General features: G+C 64.6%; 14 protein-coding genes and 1 pseudogene. 8 read left to right on the top strand and 7 right to left on the bottom strand.

What is annotated here, in order from left to right; translation table 11 throughout:
• Positions 1 to 170: 170 nt before the first annotated feature.
• Together C2L65_RS10975 and C2L65_RS47205 are read right to left on the bottom strand one after the other, a co-directional pair.
• Positions 171 to 2,009, bottom strand: coding sequence for a glycoside hydrolase family 15 protein (locus tag C2L65_RS10975; RefSeq protein ID WP_427910156.1), 1,839 nt, complete (start codon positions 2,007 to 2,009; stop codon positions 171 to 173).
• Positions 2,010 to 2,102: 93 nt separating this feature from the next.
• Positions 2,103 to 2,291 (bottom strand): annotated as a pseudogene (locus tag C2L65_RS47205) (trehalase-like domain-containing protein); the annotation flags it as partial.
• A 243-nt stretch (positions 2,292 to 2,534) separates the two neighbouring features.
• On the opposite strand from C2L65_RS47205, the gene C2L65_RS10970 reads away from it, so the two are divergent.
• Positions 2,535 to 2,780, top strand: coding sequence for a hypothetical protein (locus C2L65_RS10970; RefSeq protein WP_007583392.1), 246 nt, complete (start codon positions 2,535 to 2,537; stop codon positions 2,778 to 2,780).
• Positions 2,781 to 2,982: 202 nt separating this feature from the next.
• Here C2L65_RS10970 and C2L65_RS10965 read toward each other — a convergent pair whose 3' ends face one another.
• Positions 2,983 to 3,138: a DUF3096 domain-containing protein gene (locus C2L65_RS10965; protein WP_081921138.1), complete on the bottom strand. Its 156-nt coding sequence runs from the start codon at positions 3,136 to 3,138 to the stop codon at positions 2,983 to 2,985.
• A gap of 376 nt (positions 3,139 to 3,514) precedes the next feature.
• Between C2L65_RS10965 and C2L65_RS10960 the strand changes: the two genes are divergently transcribed.
• Complete coding sequence (locus C2L65_RS10960; RefSeq protein WP_042310273.1) at positions 3,515 to 4,672, top strand: lactonase family protein; 1,158 nt, start codon at positions 3,515 to 3,517, stop codon at positions 4,670 to 4,672.
• 90 nt (positions 4,673 to 4,762) lie between these two features.
• Here the strand turns inward: C2L65_RS10960 and C2L65_RS10955 are convergent, their stop codons facing one another.
• Positions 4,763 to 8,797, bottom strand: coding sequence for a DNA translocase FtsK (locus C2L65_RS10955; protein ID WP_042310271.1), 4,035 nt, complete (start codon positions 8,795 to 8,797; stop codon positions 4,763 to 4,765).
• 124 nt (positions 8,798 to 8,921) lie between these two features.
• On the bottom strand, positions 8,922 to 9,530 hold the full coding sequence (locus C2L65_RS10950) for an META domain-containing protein (RefSeq protein ID WP_042310269.1): 609 nt from the start codon (positions 9,528 to 9,530) through the stop codon (positions 8,922 to 8,924).
• Positions 9,531 to 9,874: 344 nt separating this feature from the next.
• On the opposite strand from C2L65_RS10950, the gene purT reads away from it, so the two are divergent.
• The 6 genes from purT (at position 9,875) to C2L65_RS10920 (ending at position 17,165) form a co-directional block, all read left to right on the top strand.
• Positions 9,875 to 11,089, top strand: coding sequence for a formate-dependent phosphoribosylglycinamide formyltransferase (gene purT, locus C2L65_RS10945; protein ID WP_042310267.1), 1,215 nt, complete (start codon positions 9,875 to 9,877; stop codon positions 11,087 to 11,089).
• A 110-nt stretch (positions 11,090 to 11,199) separates the two neighbouring features.
• Positions 11,200 to 11,364 carry a DUF6726 family protein gene (locus C2L65_RS10940; protein WP_318225822.1) on the top strand — a complete coding sequence of 55 codons (165 nt, stop codon included), beginning with the start codon at positions 11,200 to 11,202 and terminating at the stop codon, positions 11,362 to 11,364.
• Between the two features lie 84 nt (positions 11,365 to 11,448).
• The gene (locus tag C2L65_RS10935) at positions 11,449 to 11,820 is read left to right on the top strand and encodes an MliC family protein (RefSeq protein WP_042310389.1); all 372 of its coding nucleotides are present in this window, start codon (positions 11,449 to 11,451) and stop codon (positions 11,818 to 11,820) included.
• A 245-nt stretch (positions 11,821 to 12,065) separates the two neighbouring features.
• Positions 12,066 to 13,718 (top strand): acetolactate synthase large subunit, encoded by a 1,653-nt coding sequence (locus C2L65_RS10930; RefSeq protein WP_042310262.1) that lies wholly within the window; start codon positions 12,066 to 12,068, stop codon positions 13,716 to 13,718.
• A gap of 91 nt (positions 13,719 to 13,809) precedes the next feature.
• Positions 13,810 to 15,246, top strand: a complete 1,437-nt coding sequence (locus C2L65_RS10925) for an aldehyde dehydrogenase family protein (RefSeq protein ID WP_042310260.1) — start codon at positions 13,810 to 13,812, stop codon at positions 15,244 to 15,246.
• Positions 15,247 to 15,704: 458 nt separating this feature from the next.
• Positions 15,705 to 17,165: a DEAD/DEAH box helicase gene (locus C2L65_RS10920; protein WP_042310258.1), complete on the top strand. Its 1,461-nt coding sequence runs from the start codon at positions 15,705 to 15,707 to the stop codon at positions 17,163 to 17,165.
• 108 nt (positions 17,166 to 17,273) lie between these two features.
• Here C2L65_RS10920 and gluQRS read toward each other — a convergent pair whose 3' ends face one another.
• Both gluQRS and C2L65_RS10910 read right to left on the bottom strand, forming a co-directional pair.
• Positions 17,274 to 18,164, bottom strand: coding sequence for a tRNA glutamyl-Q(34) synthetase GluQRS (gluQRS, locus tag C2L65_RS10915; RefSeq protein WP_042310256.1), 891 nt, complete (start codon positions 18,162 to 18,164; stop codon positions 17,274 to 17,276).
• 86 nt (positions 18,165 to 18,250) lie between these two features.
• Entirely contained in the window at positions 18,251 to 19,126 is an 876-nt protein-coding gene (locus C2L65_RS10910; RefSeq protein ID WP_042310388.1) for a sulfurtransferase, read from the bottom strand.
• Between the last annotated feature and the right edge of the window lie 233 nt (positions 19,127 to 19,359).

Genomic DNA, 19,359 nt, shown 5'->3' with positions numbered 1-19,359 from the left:
CGACGAGGCGGGCCGGTTCTGGTTACGTGTGGAATTGTTGGTGGTGACGATTATCGGCCGTCTGGTTCGGGTGATGATATAGAAGGCATACGATTTGTGCAATGCAACAACAGTGCGTTAGCACACTCATGCATGTCATATCCACGTCATCGACAATTTGTCAGCTTTCTTTAGACGACGGGCGACGACTGAATATCAGCATCAGGCGTGCCAGTGGGCGGCTGACCGCCTTGTCCGCTTTCGCCGTCATGCGGCGGCTGCCCGGTCGCGTGTGCCATCTCCTGCTCGTGTTTCATCAGATTCAGTCCGGTATGAACGAGGGCCACATGGGAAAACCCCTGTGGGAAATTCCCGACAAGCCGCCCGCCGACGGGATCGTATTCCTCCGCGAGCAGCCCGACGTCGTTCGCGAGCGACAGCAGCCGCTCGTACATTCCGCGCGCGTCGTCGATGCGCCCCTGCAGCGCGAGGTTGTCGACCATCCAGAAGCTGCAGGCGAGGAACGTCCCTTCGCCGGGCGGCAGGCCGTCGTCGAATTCGGTGGTGCGGTAGCGCATCACAAAGCCGTCGTGCATCAGGTCTTTCTCGATCGCATTGACGGTGCCGGTGATGCGCGGGTCCGAAGGCGGTAAAAAGCCGAGCAGCGGCATCAGCAGCACGCTCGCGTCGAGTTCGTCGCCGCCGTAGGTCTGCGTGAACGCATTGAGTTGCGCATTCCAGCTTTTCGCGCAGACGTCCGAGTGAATCTGCGCGCGCACCTCGTACCAGTGCTCGAGCGGCGCGGGCAGATCGAATTTTTCCGCCGATTTGATCGCGCGATCGAACGCGACCCAGGCCATCACCTTCGAGAACGTGAAGTGCTGACGGCCGCCGCGCGTTTCCCAGATGCCTTCGTCGCGTTCCTGCCAGATCGTTTCGAGGTGCCGCAACATCGCGCACTGCACGTTCCACGCGGTTTCGTCCGCCTGCAAACCGCCGACACGCGCCAGATGCAGCGCGTTCATCACTTCGCCGTACACGTCGAGCTGCAATTGCCCGACCGCGTTGTTGCCGATGCGCACGGGCTTCGAGTTCTCATAACCCGGCAGCCAGTCGATTTCGAACTCTGGCAGCCGCCGCTCGCCCGCGAGGCCATACATGATCTGCAACTGTTCGGGCGAGCCCGCCATCACGCGGCCCAGCCACGAACGCCACGCGCGCGCCTCTTCGTAGTAGCCGCCGCGCATCATCGCGAGCAGCGTGATCGTTGCGTCGCGCAACCACACGTAGCGGTAGTCCCAGTTACGCGTGCCACCGATCTTCTCGGGCAGCGACGTGGTCGGCGCAGCGACGATGCCGCCCGTCGGCTCGTAGGCGAGCGCCTTCAGCGTCAGCAGCGAGCGGCGGATGGCGGTCGCGTACTTGCCTTCGACGGTGCCGCGCGACGACCATTCGAGCCAGTAATTCTCGGTGCGGGCAAGGGCCGAGTGCGGATCGCGCGCGGGCGGGATGTTCAGATGCGACTCGCTGTAAGTCAGCGAAAACGGCACGCGCTCGCCTTCCGATACGGTGAACTCGGCGACCGTTTTCATGTTCTCGCCGCGCAGGTCGACGGGCGTGCGCAACGCGACAGTGTCCGGTCCGGCGATCGCCTTGATGCCGCTTTCGCGCGCGAGGCGGCTGACCCATGGAATCGAGAAGCCGTAGTCGAAGCGCAGCACGAGTTCCATGCGCATCTTCACGGTGCCGCGCTTGCCGACGACGATCCGGACCATCTCCGACCAGCCGTTGCCGGGCGGCATGAAGTCGATCAGCGTGACGGCGCCGTCCGGTGTTTCGAAGTCGGTTTCGAGGATCAACGTTTCGCCGCGATAACGGCGGCGCGTCGCGCGCGTAAAGCCGCTCCTAAAGTCCAGCTCGCCGTCGTCGCGGGCGACTGACGCGCCGCCTGCTTCCGTTTGCGCTGCCTCAGCCATGTCCTCGCGCGTCGCCGTGCGCGCGGTGCCCGGCTTATCCGCCTGGCGCGGCACTGGCCTGGCGCAGGGTTTCGCGCGCTCGTCCTTACCTGCTTCGTCCTGCGAACGCGGTGGGTCGTCAGACTTCGGGGTGGCATCGACGGCGTCGTCGGCTTCATCGTCCGCCGCGGGCGCAATCAGCCACCGGCCGTTGTCTTTGGTGCCGAGCAGCGCGGCGAAGCACGCGCCCGAGTCGAAACGTGGCCAGCACAGCCAGTCGACGGAACCATCGCGCGAAACCAGCGCGGCCGTGTGGCCGTCGCCGATGAGTGCATAGTCTTCGATAGATGCAGACATGGTAAAGCCGTCGGTCGGCGTGTAATAAGTACGTTCCCGCATGCGCGAAACGGTGCGCGAGCGTCGTAGTTACCGGACTCGCGCGATGCATTCTGGTGCAGATGTACCCGCGCATCCAGGGATATTGCCAATCCAATTTTTTGATGCTTACAATCGAATTTAAACGTGAGTTCTGACGAATCGCAGCCCACCGGTGTCCGGTGTTGCAGTATGCAGCCACGGCGCCGTTTTCGAGGATAAGCCATGCTGAACCCGTCGAAATCTGACTGCATCACGATTCTTTCCGCCGCGAGCCAATTGCCTGACGACTCGCTTCTTCCACTCGACTTCCGCACGCTCGGCATCTCGCGCAACGGGATGGAAACCGCTGCAGCGTTTCTGATCGAACGCGCCTGCTTCAAGCGCTATAGCGAAGCCGACGGTCATTATGCCGTCGGTGGCCTGTCCTTGCAGGGGCGCTGGCGCCTCGATCAACTGTCGAACGGCTGACGCGACGCGCGTTATCCGGAACAGCCAAGCTTCAGAACAAACACGCGCAGTGCGCTCGCGGACCGCGACAAGCGGCCCGCGCGGTGCTGCGCGTCGTTTCGTTACGCCCGTCTGAAGTGCAGTCACCCGGCGCGTCTAGCACCTGTGCGACCTATGCGGCCCCGCAGCGGCCCGCCCGCATGCACGCGTCCGTGCGCATGCGTCACAAGTGCGCCGTGCCACCGACGCCGAACAGCCCGATCAACCCAATGATGATCAGATAAAGCGCGACGATGAAGTTGAGCAGGCGCGGCACGATCAGAATGAGAATGCCGGCGATCAGCGCGACGAGCGGGCCGAGCGTGAGATGGATGTTCATGGCGACTCCTTTTGTTCGAATTGACGACGGTAAGAGACAACCTGTCGGATAGCCTGCGTTCGCGGATCTGACTGTGCGAGCGCAGGCAACGCTCTTATACTTGCCCCAAATACGACATCGACGATCAGCGGCGGCGGCCGGGCCACGAGGGCGCGCAGCGCGCAGGCCGCAATCGTCATGCATCCGTTACGACAACGGCACGCTCCGATCGAGCCGCGCGGCAGACCAGCGACACACACGAACCGAACAACCGTCTCGCCAGGAGGTCGTCATGCAGCGTCGTACACGAGCCTTAGCGTGTGCCGTGCCACAGTCTTTCAGTTTGCGCGTGAATCCGCGCTTGTCCGCCCGTTCGATCATAAGAGGTTTGACACTGATGGTATCGATTGCCGCCACGCAGTCTTTCGCTCAAGGCACGACCGCCGCACCCGCCGATGGCGTCTACGATCTGATCGTCGGCACTTACACCGGCCCGAAGAGCGAAGGCATCTATGTCTATCGCTTCGACACGAAGTCGGGCGACGCAACGCAGGTATCGTCCGCGAAGACCGACAATCCGTCGTACGTGATCGCGTCGCGCGACGGGCGCTACGTCTATTCCGTCAACGAGCAGCCTGGCGACAACGGCCCCGCCGATCAGCGCGGCGGCATCAGCGCGTTCGGTTTCGATGCAAAAAGCGGGCAATTAACGTTCCTGAACCGCGTGTCGTCGGACGGCAATGATCCGTGCTATCTGAGCCTCTCGCCGGACGGCAAATATCTGACGACGGCCAACTACTCGGTCGCCGCGAACCCTGGCGGCAGCTTCGCGGTGTTTCCGTTGCAGGCGGATGGCCAGGTCGGCGCGTCGGTGCTGACGGTGCATCATGAAGGCGGCGGTCCCGTGAAAGGACGCCAGGACAACGCGCACGTGCATTCGACTGTGTTCTCGCCGGACGGCAAGTATCTGTTCGCACAGGATCTTGGCACCGACAAGCTGTATGCGTACCGCTACACGCCCGACGGTAGCCGCGGCCTGTTCGGCCCGACGGACAAACGCTACACCGACGTGAAGCCCGGCTCGGGCCCGCGCCACCTGGTGTTCAGCGGCGACGGCAAGTACGCGTATCTGACGAGCGAGCTGACGGCGACTGTCACAGCATTTCATTACGACGACGGCAAGCTTACGCAACTGCAGGTCGTGCCGATGACGAAACCCGGCTTCAAGGGGCAGGTGGGCGCGGCCGCGATCCATCTGTCGCCGGACGGGCGCTTTCTGTACGCGAGCAATCGCGGCGATGCGAATGAAATCGTGATCTACGCGGTCGATCCCGCCAACGGCCATATCCGGGAAGTCGGCCGTCAGTCGAGTCTTGGAAAAGCGCCGCGAGAATTCTCAATCGATCCGACGGGGCAATGGCTGATCGTTGGCAATCAGAACAGCGATACGGCGTACGTGTTCCGTCGCGATCCGCAAAGCGGGCTGCTGGAAGCGAACCCGAAGCGCATCGATATCGGATCGCCTGTCGACTTCAAGTGGGTGTCGCCGTCGTGATGACTGCGATGTGAGAGAGACGGGTGTCGCCGCTGCGTTCGACTATTTCTTTTGTTCTCGCAGCGGCGCTCGTTCAATCCCGAAAGCGGCTTACTCCGCCGGGCCCGGCGCGAGCACTTCGCGGCTGCCGTTGATGCCCATCGCCGACACGAGGCCCGCCGTTTCCATCTGCTCGACGAGTCGCGCCGCGCGGTTATAACCGATGCGCAACTGCCGCTGCACGGCTGAGATTGACGCGCGGCGCGTACGCACGACGAACGCGACGGCTTCGTCGTACAGCGGGTCGGCTTCCGCATCCGGCGTTTCGCCGAACAGATCCTGCGTGCCGCCGCCATCCGTCGCCGGGCCGTCGAGAATCCCTTCGATGTATTCCGGTTCGCCGAACTGCTTCAGATGCTCGACGATCCGATGCACTTCCTCGTCGGCGACGAACGCGCCGTGTACGCGCTGCGGGTAGCCGGTGCCGGGCGGCAGGAACAGCATGTCGCCCTGGCCGAGCAGCGACTCGGCGCCCATCTGGTCGAGAATCGTGCGCGAGTCGATCTTCGACGACACCTGGAATGCAACGCGCGTCGGGATGTTCGCCTTGATGAGACCCGTGATCACGTCGACGGAAGGGCGCTGCGTCGCGAGAATCAGGTGGATGCCCGCTGCCCGCGCCTTTTGCGCGAGACGCGCGATCAGCTCTTCGATCTTCTTGCCCGCGACCATCATCAGGTCGGCCAGTTCGTCGATCACGACGACGATCAGCGGCAGCGGCGACAGCGGCTCGGGCGCGTCCGGCGTCAGCGAGAACGGATTGCCGATCTTCTTCTCTTTCGCGGCGGCGTCGCGGATCTTCTGGTTGAAGCCTTGCAGATTGCGCACGCCGACGGCCGACATCAGCCGGTAGCGCTTCTCCATTTCGCCGACGCACCAGTTGAGCGCGTTTGCGGCGAGCTTCATGTCCGTCACGACAGGCGCGAGCAGATGCGGAATGCCTTCGTACACGGAAAGCTCCAGCATCTTCGGATCGATCATGATCATTCGCACGTCTTCGGGCGTCGCCTTGTACAGCAGCGAGACAATCATCGCGTTGATCGCCACCGACTTGCCCGAGCCCGTCGTACCCGCGACCAGCATGTGCGGCGCCTTCGCGAGATCGGTGACGACCGGGTGGCCGGTGATGTCCTTGCCCATCGCCAGCGTCAGATTCGACGTGGACTTCTGATAGACATTGGCTTCCAGAATCTCGGAAAGACGGATCGTTTGACGCTTGGCATTTGGCAGTTCGAGACCCATGCAGGTCTTGCCAGGAATCGTCTCGACGACGCGGATCGACGTAAGACCAAGGCCACGCGACAGATCCTTCATCAGCCCGACAATCTGGCTGCCGCGCACGCCGAGCGCCGGCTCGACTTCGAAGCGCGTGATGACCGGGCCCGCCGATGCGCCGACTACCGTCACAGGCACCTTGAACTCTTGCAAACGCTGTTCGATCAGCGCGCCCGTTTCGGCGAGCTTTTCTTCGCTGACGGGCTCGGTCTCGGTCGAGGCGGGCGCGAGCAGATCGAGCGACGGCAGTTCGATGTGCGAGGCCGCGGGCGCGTAGAACTCGAACGCGGGACCGCTGTGGCCGCGCACGGCAGGGCGGGGCGAGGCCGCGGCAGGTGGCTCCTGTTGCACGTCTTGCTGTGCTTCGGGCGCGGCGGCGGGCTCGTCTTGCGCCAGGTCTGGCTCGAACTCGTCGGCCGCGTTCTGTTCAGGTGCTTGTGCAACGAGGGCCGGGCCCGGGAAACGCACGATGTTCGAAGGTGCTTCGGGTGCGTGCTCGTTCGTCGTGTCGTCGAAGGCGGTCGACGCGGCGGCAGGTTCAGACGGCGTGTCAGCGTCGCCGTATGCGGGCGCGCTCGATACCGGCTCGTGATGCGCTTGTTGTATCGATGGAACGGTTGCCGAAGCCACGCGCATGAGCGACACGGATTGCGTGATTGCATCCCATGGCGCAAGCGGGGTAGGGGTTGCTTCAACCTGCTCTGCGAGCTTGGGCTCTTCCGCTGCGGGTGAAGCAGTTTCGCTCGCGATATGCGCTGACGGCGCAATCGGAGCTTCAGGATCGGCAGCGGACTCGACAGCGTCTGCGACAGTTGCACGCTGCTCCGCGACGGCGATCTGCGTCGGCGAATCTGGCTGGCTCGCTGCGGTTTCGTGCTCGTCCAGCTGCGTCGAAGTGGGTTGTGCAGGCGTTGCGATTGCATCGGCTGGCGCGTATTCGACGGAAGGCGTCGACACCCCGGTCAAAGGCGCCGCCTGTTGCTCGGGCGATGCGATGGCAGTCGACGGTTCGAACGACGTGAAGGTCGGGGCAACGGGCGCCACGTTCTGCGCGATCGCGTGTGTCTCTGTCGCGACCCGTTCGGCAACGACTTGCGGTTGCGGTTCAACTGGCTCGGACACAGCCGCTGCAACAGCCGATTCAATGTCCGGCGCGATGTCAGTCCGTCCGTGCGGTTCGACAGCAATAGCACTTGCCGTCACGTTGCTGGCGATCGCGCTCGGCTCAGCGTGCGCAATCTCGGGCTCTGCGCGAGGCGAATCCGTTTGCTCTGCGGCGACGGCTTGCAATTGCGGCTCTGCCTCGGCGACTCCCGTAGACACCACGGACGGCGCGACCACAACCGCTCGAGCCTCTTCTTCGTTTCGTTCGACTCCGCTCGCTGATTCCAAAGGCGCAACTGTTTCCGCAGCGGGAGTCGTGTGCGTGGCAATGGCCGCTTCAAGCGCCGACACGGCCTGATCGACGTCAGCGACGGCCGCCGCGCCCGAAACGGCCACCGAGCTTGCGGAACCCACCATAGAAGTCTCGACCGCCGGGCCAGTAGCGGGTGGCGTCTGCGCATTCACTCCATCGGCGGGAGCGGGCACGCTACGCGTGTCGACAACCTTCGCCGGATCGCTCGCCGTGCGGCGGGCGAGACTTGCGCCCGCGAGCGTCGTCCAGCGTGCCGCGTTTTCCTCGATGCTGCGCAAGGTGTCCTGCACGCTCGACGCAGGCGCGACGGGTTGGGCAGGCGGATTGGCGCGCGTGTACGCGGGCACTTTGAGATTTGGCGTGTCGCGGCGCATGGCCGGCGAAGCGGACGGCGCGACGGCTCGCCGCGTTTGCGCGGCGGGTGTTGCTGCGCCGACCGATGCCGTCTGACGGCTCTGCGTGACCGTCGCCCCGCGCAAGGCCGCCGAGCGCGCCGATGCCACAGCCGGATTCACCGACGGGCCGCGCGCCCCGGCATTGGCCGCTGCCGCTTTCGACGATTGCAGGGCAGCTGTGCTGCCGAAGACAGTCGGCGGCGTGGCCGCGACGCGTGCTGCTTCCATCAACGGAGCCACCGTTTCGCGCGAATGCGCGCGCGGAGCGTCGGTGTTGAGCCAGCCGGAGGGCGCGACCGGCTCGGCCGGCGCCCATGGCTTGGGTGCGCCCGGCCGGTGAACGGAGGCGGGGCTTCCTGGCGCGCCGCCCGTTGCATTGCCGACGGCGTTGCGCACCATACCGCCGGCACCCGCCATCGAACCAGCCGGCATACCCATCGCTTCGCCCGCCGCGACGGCGGCACTCGCGGCGCCAACGGCGCGCGTTGCAGTAGGTGGCCGCCACACGGTCGGCCGCGCATAACGTCCATTGGTTTTCGGCGCCATCGTATTGATAGGCGCGCTGCTATGGGACGGCGCCGTCTCGGCGGCACGCGAGGCGTGACCACGCGGTTCGTCTTCGCGCGCGCCACGCGACAGCCCGAGACCAAACGCCTCATTGGCCCAGGCGAAGAACGACGGCCACCTGAAACCGATGAGCCACGGCAGCGACACCGCGAACAGGCCGAGCATCACGAGCGGCGTCGCGACGCGCCCCATCAGATGCGTGAGACCTGTCGACAGCGCATGCCCGAAGCCGTCGAGTCCCTGCACATTGACGAGCGACGCCTCCAGCGTGCAGCTCGCGATCAGCACGCAGACAAAGCCGAGCCACAGCCGGATCGTGCCGGGACCGCGCAGGCCCGCGCCGCCCGGCAGCGCGGACTTCACGAGACGCCACAACAGGGGAAGAAACCAGACGGCGGAAGCGCCGAACCAGCCGAAAACTACCGTTTGCATGCTAGACATCAACGAATGACGGATGCGCGAGCGCGCGATCCGTCGAGTTTAACTGGGCAAAGCGGGCCATATCCGCGAGCGAATGCCAGCATCCTTATACAGTTGACGTTCGCCGGCCACGCGGTCATTGGCCGCGCCGCGCGAACACAAGCGTGTCGCCGTTATCGAGGATCAACTGAAGTTGTTGCGGCTTGCGCATGTCGACGGCCGAGCGCTCGACATGCGCAAGCGCGGCGAGATACGCGCCTTCGATCTTGCCGCCCGGCGTCGCGCATGCCATGCGCGTGCCCGCGAGCGGCCCGAAGTTCAGCTTGCCGTCCTTCAGCATGTACGTGCCCGTGTAGCGGTTGCAGCCGGAGAAGCCGCTGGCGCGGCGCATGCCTGTTTCCGTCGACAGCACGAGCGTGATGGGTTCGCCGCTCGCGCCGCCCGGCACCTCGCGCGTGCTGCCCGAGGCGAGCTTCCAGCCGCTGAGCTGCCAGTCGGTGTTGTCGAGCAGTTGCGTGGCCGCGGGGTTGAACGGATCGGGCGGCGGAGCTTCCGTGTCAGCATGCTTCGGCATCGAGCAGGCTGCGACGAGCATGGACAGTGACGCGGCCATCGACACGACGGCCAGCGCATGACCCGCGCGCCGGCGCAGTGACACGCGCGCAGCCGTGTCAGGTGCATTCGACGATGCGTCGTGGGTGGCGCTCGTGCGTGCGTGGCGTGGCGTGGCGGACGTGGGCTGCATATCGTCGTTCCTCTCTAAACTGGCGAAGGCGTAAGGGTATCGCACTACGCTTGCCGCATGCGAGCGCAAACGCGGGTGATAAACGGCATAGGCGGCATAGACAAAACGTAGGGTTGCCGCGGCGACACCGTTCGCGCCGCGGTTGCAGTCCGTTCGTGGGGTTTCGTCGGCATGACTGGACGTCGCCCCGGCCGCCTGAAAGCATGGCCGGCAACGTCGCCCACGACACACTCCCAACACGGGTTATCGGCACGCGGCGGGCGTAGCCGCAGGGGCCGCGCATGTTAACATCGGCGCAGTCATTCATTCCACCCGCTTTTTGTCACAAATTCTCTGGAGCTTCCATGATGATCGGCCAACGCATCGGCACACCTCTTTCGACTTCGGCTACGCGCGTCATGCTGCTCGGCGCGGGCGAACTGGGCAAGGAAGTGATCATCGCGCTGCAACGGCTCGGCGTCGAAGTGATCGCGGTCGACCGTTATCCGAACGCGCCGGGGCATCAGGTCGCGCACCGCTCGCACGTGATCGACATGACTGACGCGAAGGCGTTGCGCGCGCTCGTCGAAAAAGAGCGCCCGCATCTGATCGTGCCGGAAATCGAGGCCATCGCCACGGATGCACTGGCCGCGATCGAAACGGAAGGTGTCGCCGAAGTGATCCCGACCGCGCGCGCCACGCAACTGACGATGAACCGTGAAGGCATCCGCCGCCTCGCCGCCGAAGAACTCGGCCTGCCCACGTCGCCGTACGCGTTCGCCGATTCGATCGACGAACTGAAGGCGGGCATCGCAAAGGTCGGTTATCCGTGCGTCGTGAAGCCGGTGATGTCGTCGTCGGGCAAGGGGCAGTCGGTGCTGCGCAGCGACGCCGATGTCGAGCCCGCATGGCAATACGCGATGGCGGGTGGCCGCGTGAATCACGGGCGCGTGATCGTCGAAGGGTTCATCAACTTCGAATACGAGATCACGCAGCTGACCGTGCGCGCGATCGATTCCGCCACGCAGCAGACGACTACCTGTTTCTGCGAGCCGATCGGCCACGTGCAGGTCGCGGGCGACTACGTCGAATCGTGGCAGCCGCAGCCGATGAGCCCGCGCGCGCTCGAACGCTCGCGAGACATCGCCGACAAGGTGACGACGGCGCTCGGCGGCCGGGGCCTGTTCGGTGTGGAACTTTTCGTGCGTGGCGATGACGTATGGTTCTCGGAAGTGAGTCCGCGTCCGCATGACACCGGGCTCGTGACGCTCGCGTCGCAGCGTTTTTCCGAGTTCGAGTTGCACGCGCGCGCCATTCTCGGCTTGCCCGTCGATACGACCTTGCGCGCGCCGGGCGCGTCGGCCGTGATCTACGGCGGGCTCGACGAGACGGGCATCGCGTTCGAAGGCGTCGCGCAGGCGCTCGCTGTGCCGGGCGCGGACCTGCGCCTGTTCGGCAAGCCCGAGAGCTTCGTCAAGCGCCGCATGGGCGTGGCGCTCGCAACGGGCAGCGATATCGGCGAAGCGCTGCAGCGCGCCAAGCAGGCGGCTGCGGCAGTCAAGCCGGTGTCGGCCAGGTAACAACAACGCGTGGCGGTTCGCCTGTCGCGGTTGTTGCGGATTGAATGTGTAGCGGGCAAGGAGCGGTGTGCGTGAAAGCTAGACAGCCAGGCAGCAAGGTCGCGCGGCGTATCGCGCTGCTCGCATCGGCGATTGGGCTGATGACCGCGTTGAGCGGCTGCGGGCTGGCCGCTGCGCCGTGCCGCATCGCCTCGGCGGGGCTGAAGATCGTTCCCGTGGTCGGCCACGTGGCCGCCGCGCCAACCGATGCATGCGCCGACGTGATCGATCCGTAAGCGATACATGAGCGATCCATGAGCCGCAAACTTCGGCAGGGTCGCGCAGTCATAACGAAGGGTCGTCAGGAAGCGAGGCATTCGATGAGCAGACGGTGGATTGCATCAGTGGGCGTGCTGGCGTTCGTCACTGCGTCGGGCGTGGCCCGCGCCGCTGGGTTGCTGCCGTTGCCCGATATCCGCACTTCGCATCGCGTGACGCAGAAGTACACCTGCGCGACAGGCCGCATCCTGCAGGTCACCTATCTGAACGCAACCAACGGTCAGAGCTTCGCGGTGTTGCCGGTGAAGGGCCGGCAGATGCTGTTCGTCAACGTGCTGTCCGGCTCCGGCGCGAAGTATCAGGCGGGCAGCTACACGTGGTGGACCAAGGGCCCACAGGCCACGCTCTATGACGCGATGCTCGGCGAGGACGCGCCGCCGTTGTTGTCCGACTGCGTGACGATCGTCCGCTGATTTTTTGCCTTTGCGCAATTTCACTTACTCGCATCTTTCTGCGTGACGCGCGGCACGGCCCGGCCGCGTGCGCGTGAAACGACACGTTTTCGCCTCCGGTAGTAAGCTGTGTGCCACGCACAGGCCGCGCCCCATTTCGATGCATCGGCGCGGCTGTCATCGTCTTCGATCATCCTTGTCCGTGTGCCGTTGCATAAGTTGTTGTAGCGGCCCGGTCTGCGTTCGTTCGTCAAGCGAGACCTCCCATGAAAGCATCGGATCTGTTCGTCAAATCGCTGGAGGCTGAAGGCGTCGAGTACGTGTTCGGCATTCCCGGCGAAGAAAATCTCGATCTCCTCGAATCGCTGCGCCGCTCCAGAATCAAGCTTGTGCTGACCCGCCATGAACAGGCAGCGGGCTTCATGGCCGCGACCTACGGGCGTCTGACGGGGCGCACGGGCGTGTGTCTCGCGACCCTCGGCCCCGGCGCGACCAACTTCGTGACGGCGGCCGCGTATGCGCAGCTCGGCGCCATGCCGATGCTGATGGTCACCGGCCAGAAGCCGATCAAGTCGAGCAAGCAGGGCCATTTCCAGATCGTCGACGTGGTGCGGATGATGGAGCCGCTCACCAAGTACACGCGGCAGATCGTGTCGGTGGCCAATATTCCTGCGTCGGTGCGCGAGGCGTTCCGTCAGGCCGAGGAAGAGCGGCCCGGCGCCACGCACCTTGAACTGCCCGAAGACGTCGCGCACGAAGAGGGCGACGGCAAACCGATTCCGAAGAGCTACAGCCGCCGTCCCGTTGCCGAGGAGAAGGCCGTCGCGCACGCGGTGAAGGCGATCGTGGAGGCGAAGCATCCGTTGCTGATGATCGGCGCGGGCGGCAATCGCAAGACCACGCGCAAGATGCTGCGCGAATTCGTCGATCAGATCGGCATTCCGTTCTTCACGACGCAAATGGGCAAGGGCGTGATCGACGAATCGCATCCGCTGTGGCTCGGCAACGCGACGCTGTCGGACGGCGACTTCGTGCATCGCGCGATCGATCACGCGGACTGCATCATCAACGTCGGGCACGACGTGATCGAAAAGCCGCCGTTCTTCATGCGCGGCGCCGACGCGGGCGAGAAAACCGTGATCCACGTCAATTTTCTCGGCGCCGAAGTGGACACCGTGTATTTCCCGCAGATCGAAGTGGTCGGCGATATCGCCAACGCTGTCTGGCAGATGAAAGAAGCGCTGCAAGGCAAAGGCGAGCATTGGGATTTCGCGCGCTTCAAGGAGATCAAGGAGCATTTCGAAGCGCATCTGGCGAAGGGCCAGCACGACGACCGCTTCCCGATGTATCCGGTGCGCGTCGTCCACGACGTGTACGAGACGATGCCCGTCGACGGCATCATCTGTCTCGACAACGGCATGTACAAGATCTGGTTCGCGCGCTATTACCGCGCGCACGAGCCGAACTCGCTGCTGCTCGACAACGCGCTCGCGTCGATGGGCGCGGGGCTGCCGTCGGCGATCGCGACCAAGATCGTGCATCCCGAGCGCAACGTGATGGCCGTGTGCGGCGACGGCGGCTTCATGATGAACTCGCAGGAACTGGAGACGGCCGTGCGGATGAAGCTCGATCTCGTCGTGCTGATCGTGCGAGACGATGCGTTCGGCATGATCCGCTGGAAGCAGGAGAACATGAATTTCCCCGACTATGGGATGACGCTGCAGAACCCCGATTTCGTCGACTACGCGAAGAGCTATGGCGCGCATGGGCATCGCGTGGCGTCGGCGGCGGAACTCGCGCCGCTCGTGCGCGAATGCTTCGCGACGCCGGGCGTGCATGTGATCGACGTGCCGATCGATTACTCCGACAACGAGCGCGTGCTGAATCGCGAGATCAAGCGGCTTTCGGCGCAGCTTTGAGCGCTGCGTTGTCTTTCTTGTCCGGCGCGCGGCGCGGTGTTTGCTGCCGGTGTTTGCTGCGTCAGCCGATTGCGATCAAGGAGAACGAGTCATGTTGCAGAAGAGTTACCCGTACTACCTCGCTAACGTTGCGGTAGCCGCGAACACCGATCTCGAAGTCACCGACAAGTTCAGCGGCGAAGTGGCGACGCGTGTCGCGATGGCCGACGCGCAGGCAATCGATAAAGCGATCGGCCTCGCCGCCGCCTCGATGCCGGCGATGCGCGCGTTCCCGCCGTTCAAGCGTCAGGCCGTGCTCGAACATTGCGTGAAGCGCTTTCGCGAGCGCTTCGACGAGATGGCGATGGCGCTGTGCATCGAAGCGGGCAAGCCGATCAACGATTCGCGCGGCGAAGTCACGCGGCTGATCGATACGTTCAAGGTTGCGGCCGAAGAGTCGGTGCGCATCGACGGCGAGATCGTCAATCTGGAAATCTCACCGCGCGCGAAGGGCTACCACGCTTATGTGAAGCGGGTGCCCATTGGGCCGTGTTCGTTCATCTCGCCATTCAACTTTCCATTGAATCTGGCCGCGCACAAGGTCGCGCCAGCGCTGGCGGCGGGCGTGCCGTTCGTGCTGAAGCCCGCTAGCCGCACGCCCATCGGCGCGCTGATCATCGGCGAAGTGCTCGCGGAAACCGATCTGCCGAAAGGCGCGTTCTCGGTGCTGCCCGCGCATCGCGACGGCGCCGATCTCTTCACCACCGATGAACGCTTCAAGCTGCTGTCGTTCACGGGTTCGCCCGCCGTCGGCTGGGACCTGAAAGCGAAGGCTGGCAAGAAGAAGGTCATTCTGGAACTGGGCGGCAACGCGGCCGCGATCGTCGATGGCGACCAGCGCGACAAGCTCGATTACGTCGTTGACCGGCTCGCGTTTGGCGCGTTCTATCAGTCGGGGCAAAGCTGCATTGGCGTGCAGCGGATTCTCGCGCATGCGTCGCTGTACGACGCGCTGCGCGAAAAGCTGATAGCGAAGACGAAGTCGCTGAAAATGGGCGATCCGAAGGACGAAAAGACTTTCGTCGGGCCGATGATCTCCGAGTCGGAGTCGCGGCGGCTCGCGGGCTGGATGGAAAGCGCGGTGAAGGCGGGCGCGCAGATCGCCGCGGGCGGCAAGGTGGACGGCGCGATGTTCGCGGCGACGCTGCTGGAAAACGTTGGGCGCGACACCGACCTATATCGGAAGGAGGCGTTCGGGCCGGTGGCGATCCTCGAAAAGTTCGACGACTTCAAAAGTGCGCTCGCGACCGTCAACGACAGCGACTTCGGCCTGCAGGCGGGCATTTTCACGGATTCGCTCGCGCACGCGCATCAGGCCTGGGATGAACTCGAAGTGGGCGGCGTGGTCATCAACGATGTGCCGTCGTTCCGCGTCGACAATATGCCGTATGGTGGCGTGAAGGACTCGGGGCTTGGGCGCGAAGGCATCCGCTACGCGATCGAGGACATGACAGAGCTGCGGCTGATGGTGATGCGCGAAACGTGGTGAACCGGGTCGACGTAAGCGGGGGCGGGGCGGCGTCAGGCGTATGTCGGTGCGCTGTCACCAGATTGACTCGTTGCGCGTCTACGCTGCCCGCGTCGGCCGTGGTCCGTCCCCTGCTTGAAATATGCCGTTTTCGTGACGGCGCGGGCGCGCCAAGCAGAAACTCCGCGCACGCGCCATGGGTATTAGTGCCGAAGTGCTACAATACCGCCCTTTCCGGCGGATGTTTCCGTCGGCCGGAGCCGGCCGCATGTTTACCGACGCTCGCCGCTATTCGCCGACGCGAGTTCGGGCCTTGTGTGGAACGCCGTGGCTCCGCCTTCATCCTGATGTCCTGACGCCCTCCGCGGCCGCGGCCGCTGCAGAAGAAGCTGCAGAAATAATCTGAGCGGACGCCCCCGCGGCCGCCTTTGGCAACGCGCAAGCGGCAAAGCGCAGGCGCATTTTTAGCGAAAGCCACCATGTCCGACACAGAAACCACGCCTACCAACGCGACCTTCGACCAGTTCGGCCTGCATGCCGACATTCTCAAAGCCATCGCGGAACAGGGCTACACGACGCCAACGCCGATCCAGGCCGAGGCGATCCCTGTTGTACTGGGCGGCCGGGACGTGATGGGCGCCGCGCAGACCGGGACGGGCAAGACGGCGGGCTTCTCGCTGCCGATCATCCAGCGTCTGCTGCCGCTCGCCAGCACGAGCGCCTCGCCGGCGCGCCACCCGGTCCGCGCGCTGATCCTTACGCCGACACGCGAACTCGCCGACCAGGTCGCCGCGAACGTGCAGGCGTACGCCAAACACACGTCGCTGCGCAGCGCCGTCGTGTTCGGCGGCGTCGACATGAATCCGCAATCGGCGGAACTGCGGCGCGGCGTCGAAATCCTGATCGCGACGCCGGGACGCCTGCTCGATCACGTGCAGCAGAAGACGGCCAATCTCGGCCAGGTGCAGATTCTCGTGCTCGACGAAGCCGACCGGATGCTCGACATGGGCTTCCTGCCCGACTTGCAGCGCATCCTGAACCTGCTTCCCGCCGAGCGTCAGACGCTGCTGTTCTCGGCGACTTTCTCGCCCGAAATCAAGAAGCTCGCGTCCACGTATCTGCGCAATCCGCAGACGATCGAAGTGGCGCGCAGCAATTCGACGGCGACCAACGTCACGCAGATCGTCTACGAGGTGGCCGAGGGCGACAAGACGGGCGCCGTCGTGAAACTGATCCGCGACCGCGGCCTCAAGCAGGTCATCGTGTTCTGCAACAGCAAGATCGGCGCGAGCCGTCTTGCGCGTCAGCTGGAGCGCGACGGCGTGGTCGCCACCGCGATTCACGGCGACCGCACGCAGAGCGAGCGCATGCAGGCGCTCGACGCGTTCAAGCGCGGCGAGATCGAAGCGCTCGTCGCGACGGACGTGGCGGCGCGCGGTCTCGACATCGCCGAGTTGCCCGCCGTGATCAACTTCGATCTGCCGTTCAACGCGGAAGACTACGTTCACCGGATCGGCCGGACGGGCCGTGCGGGCGCATCGGGCGATGCGCTGTCGCTGTTCAGCCCGAACGAGCGCAAGCAGCTTGCCGACATCGAGAAGCTGATCAAGCGGCCGCTCGACGTGCAGCGCCTGACCGTCGATACGCCCGTGCGTCATCATCACGATGAGCGCGGCGCGCCGCGACGCGAACGCGACGATCGCGGTGGCAGCCGCCGCCGTACGACGGGCGCGCACGAGCGTCCGCATGGGACGCACCATCGTCAGCAACCTGTCGACGATTTCTTCCTGAAGCCGTATGAGCCGTCGCCTTCGGCGGTGTCGGCTGCTGCCAAGCGCGACGAAGCGCCTGCCGCGCCCCAGAAGCCCGCATCGAAGCAGCCGCTCGCTGCGCTGCTGGGCGGCTTCGGTATGCCGCGCAAGACGACGCCTTCGAACTGACGTCGTGCCGCCGCTGTTTGTGTTTTTGCGCGGGCGGCGATGGTCTCAAACAGAAACGGCGCCTTTGCAGGCGCCGTTTGTTTTTTGCGGTCAGTGCGGGCGGACGCGTCAGCGTTTCACGCGCTCCGACCAGGCAGCGATCGCTTCCGCGTAGAACGTATCGAGCGACGTCGCTGCTTGCTTCAACTTCAGTCCAAGATGCCGCGCTGCGTCGTTCAGCGCGACGAGCGGGTCCGTCGCGCTTAGCGCCAATGCGCCCGTCTGCTTGCTGAGCTTTTCGCCGTCGGCATTCGTGACGACGGGTACATGCAGATAAGAGGGCGTCGACACGCCCAGACACTGTTGCAGATAGATCTGCCGCGCTGTCGAATCGAGCAGGTCCGCGCCGCGCACGATGTGCGTGATGCCTTGATCCGCGTCGTCGACGACAACGGCCAGTTGATATGCCCATTGATCGTCCGCGCGGCGCAGGACGAAATCGCCGACTTCCGTGGCGAGGTTCTGAGTTTGCTGGCCTTGCCAGCCGTCGTCGAACGTCACGATGGCCGCGTCGCCGTCCGGCACGCGCAGACGCCATGCGCGCGCGGGCTTGCCGTTCAGGCCGTTGCGGCAGGTGCCGGGATAGGCGAGGGTCGTGTGCCGCGCATGCACGCGCACGAGCGAATCGGCGATTTCCTTACGTGTGCAGCCGCACGGATAGACCAAGCCCTTGGTCTGCAGGCGCTCGAACGCGTGCTGGTAGAGTGGCATGCGCTGGCTTTGCCAGACGGGCGGCTCGTCGGCCACCATGCCGAAGCGAGCGAGTGTATCGAGGATATCTTCCGCTGCGCCCGGAACGGTGCGCGGACCGTCGATGTCCTCGATGCGCACGAGCCACACGCCACGATGCGCGCGCGCGTCGAGCCAGCTCGCCAGCGCGCTGACCAGCGAGCCGAAGTGCAGCGGGCCCGTTGGCGACGGCGCGAAACGGCCGCGATAGGGTTCGCTGCCGGTTGTCATGCCGCCAGGCCGTTACGGGCCGCGACGAGGCGATTCATGCGAAGCGGATTCATGCGGGCGACGATGACGCGATGCGCGCAACGCGGTTACGCCGCGTGCGCCGCATCGGTCTGCCGCTGCGCTTCAGGATGACAGGATGCGCAGGTCTTGCCCGGCACGTAGAACGGCGACTTCTGGTCTTCCGGCATGACGACGGCGCGGCAGCCGAAGCATTGCACGGTCGCTGTGGGCTGCAGGTTCGGGTCGAGGGCGGTGCGATAGTCGAACACGAAGCACTCGCCGTTGTAGTGCGCGCCGCCCACTTCCTCGAAATACTTCAGGATGCCGCCTTCGAGCTGATAGACGTTGTCGATGCCGACTTCCTTCATGTGGATGGCCGCCTTTTCGCAGCGGATGCCACCCGTGCAGAACGACACGACCGTCTTGCCTTCAAGGTCCGCGCGGTTCTGCTCGATCACTTCGGGGAATTCGCTGAACTTCGTGATCCGATAGTCGAGCGCGTTGTCGAACGTGCCGACATCGACTTCGAACGCGTTGCGTGTGTCGAGCATCACGACGGGGCGGCCCGCGTCGTCGTGGCCGCGGTCGAGCCATGCCTTCAGCGTGCGGGCGTCGACGGCCGGCGCGCGGCCCAGCTCCGGCTGGATGGCCGGCTTTTTCATCGTGATGATTTCGCGCTTGAGTTTGACCAGCATGCGGCGAAACGGCTGCTTCTCGGACAGGCTTTCCTTGAACTGCAGTTCGGCGAACTTGCCTTCGAACAGGGGATCGTGGCGAACGTAGTCGATGAACTCGCGCACTTGCGGAATTTCACCGGCGATAAACAGGTTGATGCCCTCCGGCGCGAGCAGGATGGTGCCGCGCAGGCCGAGTTCGTTGCAGCGCGCGGTGACGAGCGGCCGCCATTCGACGGTTTTGTCGAGCGACACGAACTGGTAGGACGAAAGATTCAGGATATTCATGCTGGTCCAGCGATAAAGCGCCATGCGCGGCGCGCGCATCAGGGCGCAGCACGCGTAGGGCAGAAAAATGGATTCGAACGCGTATTATCCCTCATCCTGACAGTCGGCCCGCAATCCGCCGGACGGCATATTGACCTGCGTCGAAATAGCCGAATAGCCGACCCCGTCAAGCGCTCGCGGCCATTGACAAAGGCTCGCGCGTGAGGGCCCCTGGCCGGGTCGCCAATGGGGTG

Source organism: Paraburkholderia terrae (genome assembly GCF_002902925.1).
In the GTDB taxonomy this organism is placed as follows: Bacteria; Pseudomonadota; Gammaproteobacteria; order Burkholderiales; family Burkholderiaceae; genus Paraburkholderia; species Paraburkholderia terrae.
The sequence above is the reverse complement of the archived record's forward strand: the minus strand, read 5'-3'. Positions and strand labels throughout refer to the sequence as shown.